Consider the following 13,932-nt stretch of genomic DNA (forward strand, 5'->3'; position numbering starts at 1 on the left):
GAGGTTGCTGTCTATGATCAGGTGTAACTAACTGTATCGACCCTCATGAGGTGGTCGATCTCTGGTCGCAGAGTGCGCAATCGAAGGCACCAACACTTGATGGCAAGGAGCTGTCCGCTAAATGGAATTTGTTGTGAATCTGTTAGGGCTGGCCCGCATGCGGGCTATCAAGAGAAGGATGTCTTGATGAGCGTGTCGCTGTAAGGACCCTCCGATTGAACATCATTTATCACCTGACTAGTCCTTCTTTTTGGAGGGATGCGTGTGCCTGTTCCACGGAGCGTAGTGGTGGATTTGAAAGACCTGCAACGTTCATCAATCAAAAAACCGCGCGGAAGGTGATACGACAATGTTCAACCTACATCACAAGGCCGACCTGCTGGAAATTGAACGGTTCAGTTGCGCGCTGACTGAGGCTAATGCCAAGTTGGCGGCGATCAGTCATTCGATGGCGATGATTGAGTTCACTCCGGACGGCATCGTCATCGATGCCAACGAAAACTTTTGCAATGCCATGGGCTACAGCGCTGACGAAGTGCGCGGCAAACATCACCGGGTCTTTTGTGAAGAGCAGTATTACCGCAGCGATGAGTACACCAAGTTATGGCGTGACCTGGCGCGGGGCGAGCCGCTGGGGGGGACCTTTTTGCGCTTGCACAAGAGTGGCCGGGAGATCTGGCTCGAAGCCAGTTACATGCCGGTGCTGGGCCCCGACCGGCAGGTGAAAAGTGTGATCAAGGTAGCCACCGACATCACCGCACGGATCAACAAGGAACACGAAAACGAAAGCAGGCTCGCCGCGATCGGCCGTTCGATGGCCGTGATCGAATTCACACCCGAAGGCAAGGTCATCACCGCCAACGAGAACTTCCTGAAAACCATGCAGTACTCGCTCAACGAAGTGGTGGGGCAGCATCACAGCCTGTTCTGCCACCGTGCCGAAGCCGAGTCCCAGGGCTACCGGAATTTCTGGGCTTCGCTCAACCGCGGCGAATATCACTCCCATCGTTTCGAACGCAGGAACAAGCAAGGTCAGACGGTATTCCTGGAAGCCTCCTACAACCCGTTGTTCGACGCCAAGGGGCGGTTGTACAAGGTGGTCAAGTTCGCCAGCGATATCACCCACCAGATGACCACCCTGCAAACCGCCGCAGAATCGGCCCACAGCACTTCGGTACAAAACGACGTCTGCGCGCGCAAGGGCTCCGAGGTGGTACAGCAGACGGTGCAGATCATCCAGGACATTTCCCGGGACTTGAACGAGGCGGCTCTGAGCATCGACGCCGTGAGCAAACAGTCCGACATCATCGGCACCATCGTGCAGACCATTCGCGGCATTGCCGATCAGACCAACCTGCTGGCGCTCAACGCGGCGATCGAAGCGGCCCGTGCCGGAGAGCACGGGCGCGGGTTTGCGGTGGTAGCCGATGAAGTGCGCAGCCTCGCGGCGCGCACCAGTCAGGCGACGCTGGAGATTGTCGAGGTGGTGCGCAAGAACCACGATTTGTCGCTCAGCGCGGTGTCGAGCATGCAATCGAGCCTGAGTCGAACCGGCCTCGGAGTTGAATTGGCGAACGAGGCAGGGGAGGTGATTCTGGAAATCCAGCAAGGTTCGCGGCATGTGGTGGATGCGATCAGTCAGTTCAACTCGACATTGCAATTGAACTAGTCGCGGTAACTGCGATGGTCGATAACGCGTGTTTTCTGGATATACGCGGCGCTCTTGCATCCATCGCGAGCGAGCTCGCTCCTACAAAAAACGCAGACCCACTGTAGGAGCGAGCTTGCTCGCGATGGTCGATAACGATAACGCGTGTTTTCTGGTTATACGCGGTGCTCTTGCATCCATCGCAAGCAAGCTCGCTCCTACAAGAAACAGCGCGGCATTTTGCGGCTCCTCAAGGCAAGCCGTTGCAGCCGTGCTTGAGGAATCCCGGACGCTGCGCCAGACGCTGGAAGTATTCATCGACGGAGGGGTAATCCGGACGCTCGATCGGCGTCATCAGCCAGCGATTGACCGACAAACCGATGACAACGTCGGCCAGGGTAAAGTGTGGTCCGGCGACATACCCCTTGGTGGTCGCGAGTTGATGTTCGAGGATGCCCATTTTCTGGTTCCAGCCACGGATGCCGATTTCAAGGCTATGCGGGTCCTGGAACTCCGGGTCCTTGCGCACCAGTGACATGAACGGGTATCTCCAGGACGGATTGAGCTCGGTGGCTTGCCAGTCCATCCACTGCTCCACCCGGGCGCGGGCGGCCGGTTCGGTGGGCAGCAACTCGCTGTGATGGTGGTGGTGTTTGCCAGCCAGATAGCGGCAGATGGTATTGGATTCCCACAATACGCCAGCTTCATCGATGATCACCGGCACCTGTGCGTTGGGATTGAAGCGCAGGAACTCGGGGCTGTGGGTGGACGCGAAACCACTGCCCCAGTCCTCGCGTTCGTAGGCAATACCCAGCTCCTCGCAAGTCCACAGGACTTTTCGGACGTTGATGGACGAGGCTTTGCCGAGAATCTTCAGTGCATGTTCCATTTTGCTACTCCGTCAGCGAATCATGGCGTCGGGAATTCATAGTGTGCCTGCCGACGGCTGACATCAAGTCTGCAGGATCCGCAGGACCAGACGTAAACCTGTAGGAATGGTCCGTAGGCAAGGGGTATCAGAGGATTTCCGCAGGTAGTGATTTCTTGCGGAATTACCTACGACTACGCCAGAATCCGCCGACTTGTGCGCCTGGTATCCGGACTCGTATTGTTCCGTGTCGCTGCAAATTCAGCGATCGGGTTTCGCAGCCCGGGTATCTCTAGACGCATAGCGTCCACCGTTCGTGATCGAATCACGTTATGGCGGCTGTGCGTGGGAGACCTTCGGGTCTACCGGGTTCTAGAGTCCCGGTCTGCGACCCGCGTACAGCTGCCACCCCTTCGTATCGCAGCGAATCGTGGCAGCTCCATCACTCTAGGAGCATTGCCATGTTCAAACCCACGCCCAACCCCCCACGCAATCCCAGCCCAATGTTCACCATCTCACCCGGCATCAATAACGAAACGCTGTTGGCGCACGCCTGCGAATCACTGGCCTCGGCAAGTGTCATGACCAATGACTTTGCTACGTTTCTGGAAGGTAGCCATCGCAACACGGCGCTGGCGATCGCACAGATCATCATGCTGGCCGAGCTGGCGGTGAACCGGGTGCTGGATAACCTCGATCCGCAGGATTGAACACTGAGCGGGGGCGAGAGGCTTTCCCTGTGGCGAGGGGGCTTGCCCCCGTTCGGCTGCGGAGCAGTCGTAATCCAGTTCACGGGTTTTACCTGTATGACTGCGGCGTCTGTTTTTGGGGCTGCTTCGCAACCCAACGGGGGCAAGCCCCCTCGCCACAAAATCTCACTTCACTGCGGGTGTGGCGTGCTTACGTGCTTTCGCGCACCTTCAACTCAAACCCCATGTCCTGCACCGGTTTGGCCACGGTGTTGCCGGCCATCAGCGTCAGCATCTGCTCCGCCGCGCGACGGCCGATGGCTTCGCGGGGGGTATTGATGCTGCTCAGGCGCGGGACCATGTGTTCGGACATGGGCAAGTCGTTGAAGCCGAGGATCGCAACCTGTTCGGGGATCTTGATCCCGTTGCGCATGGCTTCGAGCAGGGCGCCCTGGGCCAGGTCGTCGTTGCCGAAGAAAATCGCATCGACATCCGGATGACTGGCCAGCAGTTGCAGGAACAACTCGCCGCCGAGGCCGACGGAGGAGGAGCGGGGCGTCAGCACTTCCAGGTCCGGGTCATACCGACCGGCCTTTTGCAGGGCTTTGCGGAAGCCTTCGCCGCGCAACAAAGTGCGCTGGTCCAGCTGCGCGCCGATGTAGGCCAGGCGCTTGCGGCCGCGGGACAGCAAGTGTTCGGCAGCCGTTTCGCCGGCCGCCAATTGCGAAAAGCCAACGCAATTGAGCCCGGCGGCGCTGTCCAGTTCCATCATGTACACGCAAGGAATATTGCTGGCTTCGATCATCCGCCGCGAACTTTCGGTGCGGTCGAAACCCGTCAGCAATAAGCCGCGCGGTTGATAGGCCATGTAGTTGCGCAGCAGGTTTTCTTCTTCATCGCGCGAATAATGGAAGTTGCCGATCAGCACTTCGAAGCCCTTGGGGCGCAAAACCCGATGAATGGCTTCCAGGGTGTCAATGAACAGCAGGTTGGACAGCGACGGCACCAAAACCACGACTGACTGGCTCTGGGCCGAGGCCAAGGCGCGGGCGGCAGGGTTGACCACATAGTTGAGCTCAAGCGCCGCTTTTTGCACCTTTTCCACAAGTTCAGTGGCCACGGTGCTGACGCCACGCAAGGCGCGGGAGGCGGTGATCGGGCTGACACCGGCCAGTCGGGCAACTTCGTTCAGGGTAGGGCGGCCAGTGGTGCGAGTATTTTTATCGTTCTTGGTTGTGTTCATCGACGGCTTGCCAAACAAAATTCAAGGCACTAAGGTAGCGCTGTCTCGATGCAGCTGCAAATGCGTGAGCGAGGGTTCGCCTGATCCTTGCTTTTTGGTGTTGGGACCTAACCTGCTGCAACCCATAAAATGACAAGAAAGGCGTCGGCAACTTCTGCTTTTGATCTGGTGTCATAGCTGGCAAAGGTAGCGCTGTCTGCGCGCTGAGGTGTTACATGAATCATCCCATCACCGCCCTGGTCATCATGGGCGTTGCCGGTTGCGGCAAGACGTGCGTCAGCGAGGCCTTGTGCCATTTGAGCGGCGCCACTGCCATTGAAGGCGACTCTTTTCACCCTGCCGCCAATATCGAAAAGATGAGCGCGGGGATTCCCCTGAACGATGAAGACCGTGCCGGCTGGCTCGACAGCCTGTGCGATGAACTGCGCCGTGTCGACGCCAAGGGCCAGCGCCCGGTGCTGACCTGTTCGGCTCTCAAGCACGTCTATCGCGAACGTCTGCGCAGTGCCTTGCCGGGCCTGGGCTTCGTGTTCCTTGAGTTGACCCCCGAAGTCGCCGCCGACCGTGTCTCCCATCGGCCAGGCCACTTCATGCCGTCGACCCTGATCGACAGCCAGTTCGCCACCCTCGAATCGCCCGTCGGCGAGCCGTTGACCCTGGCGCTGGATGCTTCGACCTATAGCGTCGAGCAACTGGCGGCGCAGGCTCATGCCTGGTGGCAGGCGAACGGCCTGAAACAGGCGGTATGACTGTGCTCGCAAAGACAGCGCTGTCCTCACGACTTCTGATCAACCCGCTTTAATAACAACAACATCCAGGAGACACCCCTAATGTTTGGCATGTCCCACGAGACGTTCCTGCTGCTCGATGCAGTGGTCACGGTGATCGGGCTTATCGTCCTGATCACTAAGTTCAAGTTGCACCCATTCCTCGCACTGATCATCGCCGCAGCCTTCCTCGGGCTGACCTCAGGCATGCCGATCGGCACCATCATCAAGGCGTTCCAGGACGGCTTCGGTGGCGTGCTTGGTTTCGTCGGCATCATCCTGGCGCTGGGCACCATGCTCGGCAAAATGATGGCCGAATCAGGCGGTGCGGATCAGATTGCGCAGACGTTGATCCGCGCCTTCGGCAAGGACAAGGTGCAGTGGGCGATGATGTTCGCCGCGTTCCTGGTCGGCATTCCGCTGTTCTTCGAAATCGGCTTCGTGCTGCTGATTCCGCTGGTGTTCATCGTGGCCCGTCGCACTGGCGTGTCGATCATCAAGATCGGTATCCCGCTGCTGGCCGGTCTGTCCGCGGTACACGGCCTGGTGCCGCCGCACCCGGGCCCGCTGCTGGCCATTGGCGTGTTCGGTGCCGACATCGGCAAGACCATTCTGTACGGCCTGATCGTTGCGTTGCCAACCGCCATCATCGCTGGCCCGATCTTCGGTACGTTCATTGCCAAGCACATTCCCGGTCACCCGAACCAGGAGCTCGTGGATCAACTGGCGCGCGAATCGGATTCGGCCGATCTGCCGAGCTTCGGCATTACGCTGGTGACTGTGCTGCTGCCGGTGTTCCTGATGCTGCTCAAGACGTTTGCCGACGTGGTGCTGCCCGATGGCAACATCTTCCGCGCCTTCATGGACCTGATCGGTCACCCGATTTCGGCGTTGCTGCTGGCATTGCTGCTGTCGCTGTATACCTTCGGCTACAAGCAGGGCATCGGTTCCAGCCAAATGATGAAATGGCTGGATGCCAGCCTCGCGCCGACCGCCGCGATCATCCTGATCATCGGTGCCGGTGGTGGCTTCAAGCAGATGCTGGTGACCAGCGGTGTGGGTGACGTGATCGGCCACATGGCGGTGAACGCACAGATCTCGCCGATCCTGCTGGCCTGGCTGGTGGCGGCGGTGATTCGTATCGCGACCGGTTCAGCGACCGTGGCGACCATCACTGGCGCCGGCATCGTGGTGCCGGTGGTGGGGATGATTCCGGGCGTGAACCGTGAGCTGCTGGTGCTGGCCACCGGTGCAGGGTCCCTGATCCTGTCCCACGTCAACGACGCCGGTTTCTGGTTGGTGAAGCAGTACTTCAACATGACCGTGGCCGAAACCTTCAAGACCTGGACCGCGATGGAAACCATCCTCTCCGTGGTTGGCCTGGGCTTTATCCTGTTGTTGTCGCTGTTCGTTTAAGCGATTCGACAGACACAAAAAAACCGCAGCGATGCGGTTTTTTTGTGGGTGATCGATTTACAGGTTGTACATAAATCCAATGTGGGAGCGAGCTTGCTCGCGATGGCGTCGTATCAGTCAACTTTAATGGCGACTGAAACACCGCTATCGCGAGCAAGCTCGCTCCCACAGGGATATGTGTCAGGCGTTGGTTTTCGGTGCCAACCCATCCGCCCTGAACATCCCGCGAATCCCGCGTACGGCCTGACGAATCCGGTCCTGGTTTTCGATCAGGGCGAAGCGCACGTGATCATCACCGTACTCGCCAAACCCGACGCCCGGCGAGACACACACCTTGGCTTCGGCCAGCAGTTTCTTGGCGAACTCCAGCGAGCCCAGGTGCGCATAGGCCTCGGGAATCTTGGCCCAGACATACATCGACGCTTTCGGGTTTTCCACCATCCAGCCCAGTTCATGCAGACCCTTGACCAGCACATTGCGCCGCTGCCGATACTGCTCGGCGATGTCGCGCACGCATTGCTGATCGCCTTCAAGCGCAGCGATGGCCGCCACTTGCAGCGGAGTGAAGGTGCCGTAGTCGTGGTAGCTCTTGATCCGCGCCAGGGCATTGACCAGTTCCGGGTTGCCGACCATGAAGCCAATGCGCCAGCCGGCCATGTTGTAGCTCTTGGACAGGGTGAAAAACTCCACCGCAATGTCCTTGGCCCCGGGCACTTGCATGATCGACGGGGCTTTCCAGCCGTCGTAGACGATGTCGGCGTAGGCCAGGTCGTGTACCACAAGCACGTCGTACTGCTTGGCGAGGGCGATCACTCGTTCGAAGAAGTCCAGCTCCACGCACTGGGCGGTCGGGTTGGACGGGAAACCGAGGATCATCATCTTCGGCTTCGGGATCGAACCGCGAATGGCCCGCTCCAGTTCAGCGAAGAAATCCACCCCCGGCACCAGCGGCACCGACCGCACCTGGGCGCCGGCAATCACGGCACCGTAGATGTGAATCGGGTAGCTCGGGTTGGGTACGAGCACGGTGTCGCCTTGATCCAGGGTGGCCAGCATCAGGTGCGCCAGGCCTTCCTTGGAACCGATGGTGACAATGGCTTCGCTTTCCGGGTCGATGTCGACCTCGTAGCGGTCCTTGTACCAGTTGGAAATCGCCCGGCGCAGGCGCGGAATGCCCTTGGACGTCGAGTAGCCGTGGGTGTCTTCGCGCTGGGCCACCGTGACGAGTTTTTCGACGATGTGCGGCGGCGTGGCGCCGTCGGGGTTGCCCATGCTCAAGTCGATGATGTCTTCGCCACGACGACGGGCGGCCATCTTCAGCTCGGCAGTGATGTTGAAAACGTAAGGGGGGAGTCGATCTATGCGCGCAAAGCGGCGCGGCGAACCTTGTTCGGCCATTGTTGCCTCGGATAACGTAAGCGCCCGGAACCGTCCGAGCGACGCTGGTCACTACGGTGACCTGTGGCGGAATGTAAGGGCAGCTGTGGCAGACTGTCCAGCCTCAATGTAAACAAATTTTTCCGAAGGATAGGGTTCGATGGAATTTACCAGCGGCTTCTTGCTGAGCCTCTCGCTGTGCCTGGATATCGGCGTGGCCAACATCGCGATGATCACCCTGGCCATGCAGCGCGGCTATTTCCAGGGGTTTGCGCTGGGGCTGGGGACTTGTGTCGGCGACCTGATCTACGCGGTACTGGCACTGGCTGGCATGACCGTGTTGCTGCAATACGAAACCGTGCGCTGGGTGTTGTGGATCGGTGGCTCGGCGCTGCTGGTGTACTTCGCGGCGAAGATGATCTATTCGGCGATTCACCACGAAGCTGTGCTGGCGCAATCGGCCGAGGTGGGGCACAACTCCCATCGCAAGGAGTTCTTTCGCGGGATCTTCCTGGCCATGTCGTCGCCCAGCGCGATTCTCTGGTTCGCTGCGGTGGGTGGCACGCTGATCGCCCGTTCCGGCGGCGGTGGCGCCCTCAGCTCCGCGCTGTTTCTCGGCGGTTTTCTCTGCGCAGGGATTCTCTGGTGTGTCGGGCTGTGCTTTGCTGCGAGCCACGGCGGCAAGTTGCTCGGCGACAAGTTACTGCGTTACTCCTACATGGCATCGGCAGCGATCTTCTGCTATTTCGCGGTCTACGTGATTCTATCTGGCTATAACGAGTTTGTCGGTTCAGGCGCCGTCGAGCAATTGCACGCCCTGTAATTGGGCGAATCGGGTTTGGCTTCTATACTCCCAGCCGAACCCACTTTTTGCTCCAGGAGTTGAGCCATGGATGAGCAAACACGCGTCGAACTGGCGGAGCCACGCTTCGAACACGGACACTTCCTGCTGATCGCAGGGCTAGGCGGACGATTTACCCAGCAGACCACGCAAGGCATTCCCGAACTCTGGGATAAATTCATTCCGCATCTGGGCCGTATTCCGGGTCAAAAAGGCGAAGTCACCTACGGCGTCTGCTGCAATTTCGACGGCAAGGGCGGCTTCGATTACATCGCCGGGGTCGAGATCAGCAAGCTCGACGACTTGCCCGAAACCTACCGCTGGGTAGAAGTTCAGCCGCAGCAGTACGTGGTGTTCGAACACAAAGGGCCGCTGGACACCCTGCCGCAAACCTTTCAGTACATCCATGGCACGTGGCTGCCGCAGTCCGGCCACGAGCTATTGGCGGCTCCGGAGTTCGAACGCTACAGCGAAGACTTCAATCCCAAACTCAACACCGGCAAGCTGGAAATCTGGCTGCCGATCAAGGCATGACACCTGCGCGAGAGGCGGATCAGCCGATTCGTCTCTCGATGTCCCACGGCAGCTGATTTATCATCCCCAGCCTTTCCCACGCTGATCCCGAGCTGCCATGAACACCGTCATCCGCAACGTCACCCCCGCCGATCTGGACCGCTGTTTCGCCATCGAAACCCTTGCCTACGAAGGTGACGAAGCCGCGACCCGCGAGAAGATCGCCACCCGCATCGCCACCTGGCCCGAGGGTTTTATCGTCGCTGAGGTGGACGGGGTTGTCGCCGGATTCATCAACTCCGGTGCGGCGTTTCAGGTGGAAATGTCGGACGAGGCGTTCAAGGAACTGATCGGCCACGACCCGGCCGGGCCACATGTGGTGATCATGTCGGTGGTGGTGCACCCGGATTATCAGGGCCAAGGCCTGGCCAAGCGCCTGATGGGCGAGTTCATCGAGCGCATGCGAGCGATGGGCAAGGTCACCATCAACCTGATGTGCAAGGAGCGGCATATTCCGTTGTATGCCGGGTTCGGCTTTGCCTACGTTAAACCCTCGGCCTCGGACCATGGCGGCATGGCGTGGCATGAGATGGTGCTCGAACTCTGATCCGACGTAGATCCCTTGTGGGAGCGAGCTTGCTCGCGATAGCGGACTATCAGTCGACATCGATGTTGAATGTTACGCCGCCATCGCGAGCAAGCTCGCTCCCACAGTAGTTTTGTGGTGTTGGTGGGGGCTGAGTTCAAAACACCAACCCCATCCGCCGCTCATACCCGATCCGGCCCTTGTACGCCTCGCCGCTGTCGACAAAGCCATACCTGGCGTACAGGGCGATGGCCGCCTCGTTGTCGGCATCCACCGACAGCTCCAGCCCCCTGATTTCCGGCCAGGCCAGGCGCGCCGCCTCGGGCAGCGCTTGCAGGCAGGCCTTGCCGTAGCCCTTGCCCTGGGCGCGTTGATCGACTTGCAGCGCATGCAGCGTGGCGCTGTGCTCATCGGCCCAGGCCGGCAATACCGGCGGGCGCTTGAGCAGCAGGAACGCGACGGGCACATCCTCGGCCAGCAGGGCGAAGCCCTTGACGCCAGGGCCGGGCTTGGACAACAGCGTGTGCAAGGCGCCGTGGATGTCACCCGAGAATCTGATCTGTTCCGAATGCACTTCAATGGCCTCGACCTGCTGGCGCTGCAGCGCATTCAGGCTTTCATAAGGCACGAGTCGGGCTGTCACGGGAGTGTCCTTTTTCCATCACAAATGAGCCTCGGATTCTAGCGAGTTTGCTTTCCCGGATTATTTTTATTTCACCTGTCGATTCACCGGATCGCCAGACGACTAAGGGTGTCTTCACTATAAAAATCCACGGAGAACCACCATGAACTCGCAAACCCAGATCCAGAACCTCATCGAGAACTATCGTCAGGCGGTCATGACGAAGGACATTGAAAAAGTCATGGCTCTGTATGCCGATGACATCGTCTCCTTCGACGCGGTCAAGGCCCTGCAATTCAAAGGCAAGCCGGCGTATCGCGCGCATTGGCAGGCCTGCATGGAAATGTGCCCCGGCCCGCACATCTTCGAATTCCACGAAATCACCATCGAGCCGTCCCAGGAAATTGCATTCGCTCACTGGCTGGCAAATTGTGGTGGCACCAACGACAAGGGCGAAACCCAGTCCTGCTGGATGCGCGTCACCGCCTGCTATCGGCAAGAAGCGGGGCTGTGGCAGATCGTCCACGAACATTGGTCGGCGCCGTTCGACATGACCAGCGGCGCGACGCTGTTCGACCTCAAGCCCTGATCGTCGGGAAGCCGAGCCAGAATGCCAATCAGCGGCCATAGTTGATCGTTCGATAAGGAGAGCGTGATGAAGTATTTATGCTTGGTCTACAGCGATGAGCGGTTGCTGCATTCGCTGCCGGAAAGCCCGAAGGACGAAGAGTGCATGGCCTATGCCGAGTCGATCCAGGGCAGCGGCCGGATGGTCGCCGCCGAAGCACTGGAGTCGGTGCAGACCGCCACCACGGTGCGCATGCGCAACGGCAAGATGTCGATCACCGATGGGCCATTCGCTGAAACCAAGGAGCAGTTGGCCGGTTTTTATCTGATCGATGCCAAGGACCTCAACGAAGCCATCCAGGTCGCCGGGAACATTCCGGCGGCCCGGGTCGGCAGTGTCGAAGTGCGCCCCGTTCGGCAGTTGAATCCTTAAGATGCCGGGGCTGCCGGTTCAGGCGCAGGTCGAGCGGGTTTATCGCGAAGAGTCGCGGCGGATTCTTGCGACCCTGATTCGCTTGCTGGGTGATTTCGACCTCGCCGAAGAGGCCTTGCACGAGGCGTTTTTCATCGCGGTCGAACGCTGGCAGCGTGACGGCGTGCCGGACAATCCGCGGGCCTGGCTGGTGTCCACCGGGCGCTTCAAGGCCATCGATGCCCTGCGCCGGCGCGCACGCTTTACCGCGTCGCAGCCCTTGCTGATCGCGCAACTGGAGGAACTGGAGCAGGCCGACTGGAGTGATGAAGACGTGGAAGACGATCGCCTGCGGCTGATCTTCACTTGCTGCCACCCGGCCCTGGCGGCCGACGCACAAGTGCCGCTGACGCTGCGGGAAGTCTGCGACCTGACCACGGAAGAGATCGCCCGGGCCTTTCTCTCGGCCCCGGCCACCATCGCCCAGCGCATAGTGCGCGCCAAGGCGAAGATCCGCGATGCGAAAATCCCTTATCAAGTGCCGACACTCGCTGAGCTACCCGAGCGCCTGGACAGTGTATTGCGGGTGATTTACCTGGTGTTCAACGAGGGCTACTCGGCGTCCATCGGGGCAGAACTGATCCGCGAGGATTTGACCCGTGAAGCGATCCGCCTCGGCCGGTTGCTGGTGGAACTGCTGCCGGAACCGGAGGTGATGGGCTTGCTGGCGTTGATGCTGTTGCACGAGTCGCGTCGCCCGGCCAGGACCTCGGCGAGCGGCGAGCTGATTGTGCTGGACGAACAGGACCGTTCGCTGTGGGACGCCGGGTTGATCAGCGAAGGCTGCACGCTGGTCGAGCGGGCGCTGACCATGGGACGATTCGGACCCTATTGCCTGCAAGCGGCGATCGCAGCGGTGCACGCCGAAGCCCCGACGGCGGGGGAAACCGATTGGCCGCAGATTGTCGGTCTGTATGACGTCCTGCTGCGGGCGGTGCCGTCGCCGGTGATCGAGTTGAATCGCGCGGCGGCGATTTCGCAACGCGATGGTCCACTGGCGGGGCTGACGCTGGTCGACGCCATTCTGGAGCGGGGAGAACTGCTCGACTACCACCTGGCGCATTCGGCGCGGGCGCAATTCTGTTGGCAACTTGGTCGCAAGCAGGAGGCGCGGGCGGCGTGGGAACGGGCGCTGGCGTTGACCCGACAGGAGCCGGAGCGGCGGTTTATCGAAGAGCGGCTCAAGGCGTTGGAGTGATGCGGCCGGTCTGGCCTCATCGCGAGCAAGCTCGCTCCCACAGGGATTGATGGTGTACTCGATACTGTGGGAGCGAGCTTGCTCGCGATAAGAGCCGAAGGACCTTCACTCCAGCATCTTGCCCAGCAACCAGCTCCCACAGGGATTGATGGTGTACTCGAAACTGTGGGAGCGAGCTTGCTCGCGATAAGGGCCGAAGGACCTTCACTCCAGCATCTTGCCCAGCAACCAGCTCCCCGCCGGCCCCGGCGGATTCAGCCGCGACCACAACGCATCCACCGACACCGTTTTCGGCCAGCCGCGCACCACCAGTTCCTGCAACGTACCGGGCCCGAACCGTTCGACCAGCCAGCGGGGCAACGGCGCCCAGCCGAATCCGCCCTGGGCCATTTCCAGCAGCATCAGATAACTCGGCGCCGACCATACGCGGCCCTTCGCCCGGCTTTCATAGGGATTGATGATGGTGGCCAGACGCAGTTCGCGGTGTTGCTGCAGTACGTCCCGGTCGACGTAGTCCAACGTCGCCAACGGGTGCGTCGGGGACACGAACAAGGCGATTTCCGTGCGCTCGTCCACCGTCGAACTGACCAGGTCCGGCGGGTAGCTGTCCTGCATTTCGGCGAAGGCAATCTGCGCCCGGCCGCTTTGCACCAGGGACATCAGGTCGTCGCATTCGGCGATCAGACACTCGAGCTCCAGGTCCGGGTAACGCTGCTCGAAGGCACTGAGGGCGGCTTCGAAGCGGTCCGACTGATAGGTATCGGACAGCGCCACCGTCAGCTTCGCTTCCACCCCTTGGGACAGTTGGCTGGCGGCTATTTCCAGGCGACTGGTGGCGGCCAGGATGTCTTCGGCCCGTTGCAGCATGACGTGTCCGGCCGGGGTCAGGCCGGGCTTGCGGCTGCTGCGGTCGAACAGCGTCAGGTTCAGGTCGATTTCCAGGCTGGCCACCGCCGCACTGATGGTCGACTGACTGCGGCCCAATTTGCGCGCCGCGGCGGAAAACGAGCCTTGGGTCGCGGCTTCGACAAACGCCAGTAACACTTCGTGAGAGGCCATGAACTATCGCCTTGATCGATGGTTATTGGTTATGAAGTATCGGTGTGCTGATGGATCATGGCAACC

The 13,932-nt window shown here is 60.2% G+C and carries 14 protein-coding genes and 2 pseudogenes; 11 read left to right on the top strand and 5 right to left on the bottom strand.

Features of this window, described 5'->3' with window-relative positions; translation table 11 throughout:
- Positions 1-349: 349 nt before the first annotated feature.
- Together AC1RS8_RS14420 and AC1RS8_RS14425 are read left to right on the top strand one after the other, a co-directional pair.
- Positions 350-1,123: pseudogene (locus AC1RS8_RS14420) on the top strand (PAS domain-containing protein); the annotation flags it as partial.
- Between the two features lie 138 nt (positions 1,124-1,261).
- Positions 1,262-1,669 (top strand): annotated as a pseudogene (locus AC1RS8_RS14425) (methyl-accepting chemotaxis protein); the annotation flags it as partial.
- A gap of 229 nt (positions 1,670-1,898) precedes the next feature.
- On the opposite strand, the gene AC1RS8_RS14430 reads toward AC1RS8_RS14425, so the two are convergent.
- Complete coding sequence (locus tag AC1RS8_RS14430) at positions 1,899-2,537, bottom strand: glutathione S-transferase family protein (protein ID WP_489339113.1); 639 nt, start codon at positions 2,535-2,537, stop codon at positions 1,899-1,901.
- A 440-nt stretch (positions 2,538-2,977) separates the two neighbouring features.
- Here AC1RS8_RS14430 and AC1RS8_RS14435 point away from each other — a divergent pair, with 440 nt between their 5' ends.
- The gene (locus AC1RS8_RS14435; RefSeq protein WP_154909382.1) at positions 2,978-3,226 is read left to right on the top strand and encodes a DUF6124 family protein; all 249 of its coding nucleotides are present in this window, start codon (positions 2,978-2,980) and stop codon (positions 3,224-3,226) included.
- 190 nt (positions 3,227-3,416) lie between these two features.
- Here the strand turns inward: AC1RS8_RS14435 and gntR are convergent, their stop codons facing one another.
- Positions 3,417-4,448 carry an HTH-type transcriptional regulator GntR gene (gntR, locus tag AC1RS8_RS14440; RefSeq protein WP_057713572.1) on the bottom strand — a complete coding sequence of 344 codons (1,032 nt, stop codon included), beginning with the start codon at positions 4,446-4,448 and terminating at the stop codon, positions 3,417-3,419.
- Positions 4,449-4,663: 215 nt separating this feature from the next.
- Between gntR and AC1RS8_RS14445 the strand changes: the two genes are divergently transcribed.
- Positions 4,664-5,197, top strand: a complete 534-nt coding sequence (locus AC1RS8_RS14445; protein WP_090457379.1) for a gluconokinase — start codon at positions 4,664-4,666, stop codon at positions 5,195-5,197.
- Between the two features lie 81 nt (positions 5,198-5,278).
- A complete protein-coding gene (locus AC1RS8_RS14450; protein WP_015096544.1) occupies positions 5,279-6,631 on the top strand; it encodes a GntP family permease in 1,353 nt (450 codons plus the stop codon).
- Between the two features lie 180 nt (positions 6,632-6,811).
- Here the strand turns inward: AC1RS8_RS14450 and alaC are convergent, their stop codons facing one another.
- Positions 6,812-8,029, bottom strand: a complete 1,218-nt coding sequence (gene alaC / locus AC1RS8_RS14455; protein ID WP_057713575.1) for an alanine transaminase — start codon at positions 8,027-8,029, stop codon at positions 6,812-6,814.
- A 139-nt stretch (positions 8,030-8,168) separates the two neighbouring features.
- Between alaC and AC1RS8_RS14460 the strand changes: the two genes are divergently transcribed.
- From AC1RS8_RS14460 to AC1RS8_RS14470, 3 genes are all read left to right on the top strand, one after another.
- The gene (locus tag AC1RS8_RS14460) at positions 8,169-8,831 is read left to right on the top strand and encodes a LysE family translocator (protein WP_057713576.1); all 663 of its coding nucleotides are present in this window, start codon (positions 8,169-8,171) and stop codon (positions 8,829-8,831) included.
- Between the two features lie 66 nt (positions 8,832-8,897).
- Positions 8,898-9,383, top strand: a complete 486-nt coding sequence (locus tag AC1RS8_RS14465) for a GyrI-like domain-containing protein (RefSeq protein ID WP_150813264.1) — start codon at positions 8,898-8,900, stop codon at positions 9,381-9,383.
- A gap of 97 nt (positions 9,384-9,480) precedes the next feature.
- A complete protein-coding gene (locus AC1RS8_RS14470; protein ID WP_090457377.1) occupies positions 9,481-9,969 on the top strand; it encodes a GNAT family N-acetyltransferase in 489 nt (162 codons plus the stop codon).
- Positions 9,970-10,105: 136 nt separating this feature from the next.
- On the opposite strand, the gene AC1RS8_RS14475 is transcribed toward AC1RS8_RS14470, so the two are convergent.
- Positions 10,106-10,591: a GNAT family N-acetyltransferase gene (locus AC1RS8_RS14475; protein WP_218494316.1), complete on the bottom strand. Its 486-nt coding sequence runs from the start codon at positions 10,589-10,591 to the stop codon at positions 10,106-10,108.
- Between the two features lie 142 nt (positions 10,592-10,733).
- Here AC1RS8_RS14475 and AC1RS8_RS14480 point away from each other — a divergent pair, with 142 nt between their 5' ends.
- The 3 genes from AC1RS8_RS14480 (at position 10,734) to AC1RS8_RS14490 (ending at position 12,807) form a co-directional block, all read left to right on the top strand.
- Positions 10,734-11,159: a YybH family protein gene (locus AC1RS8_RS14480; RefSeq protein ID WP_223503473.1), complete on the top strand. Its 426-nt coding sequence runs from the start codon at positions 10,734-10,736 to the stop codon at positions 11,157-11,159.
- A gap of 66 nt (positions 11,160-11,225) precedes the next feature.
- Complete coding sequence (locus tag AC1RS8_RS14485; RefSeq protein ID WP_057713581.1) at positions 11,226-11,570, top strand: YciI family protein; 345 nt, start codon at positions 11,226-11,228, stop codon at positions 11,568-11,570.
- Between the two features lies 1 nt (position 11,571).
- Entirely contained in the window at positions 11,572-12,807 is a 1,236-nt protein-coding gene (locus AC1RS8_RS14490) for an RNA polymerase sigma factor (protein ID WP_489339112.1), read from the top strand.
- 204 nt (positions 12,808-13,011) lie between these two features.
- On the opposite strand, the gene AC1RS8_RS14495 is transcribed toward AC1RS8_RS14490, so the two are convergent.
- Entirely contained in the window at positions 13,012-13,866 is an 855-nt protein-coding gene (locus AC1RS8_RS14495) for a LysR family transcriptional regulator (RefSeq protein WP_489339111.1), read from the bottom strand.
- Between the last annotated feature and the right edge of the window lie 66 nt (positions 13,867-13,932).

Source organism: Pseudomonas sp. GW821-FHT12A04, from assembly GCF_058807755.1.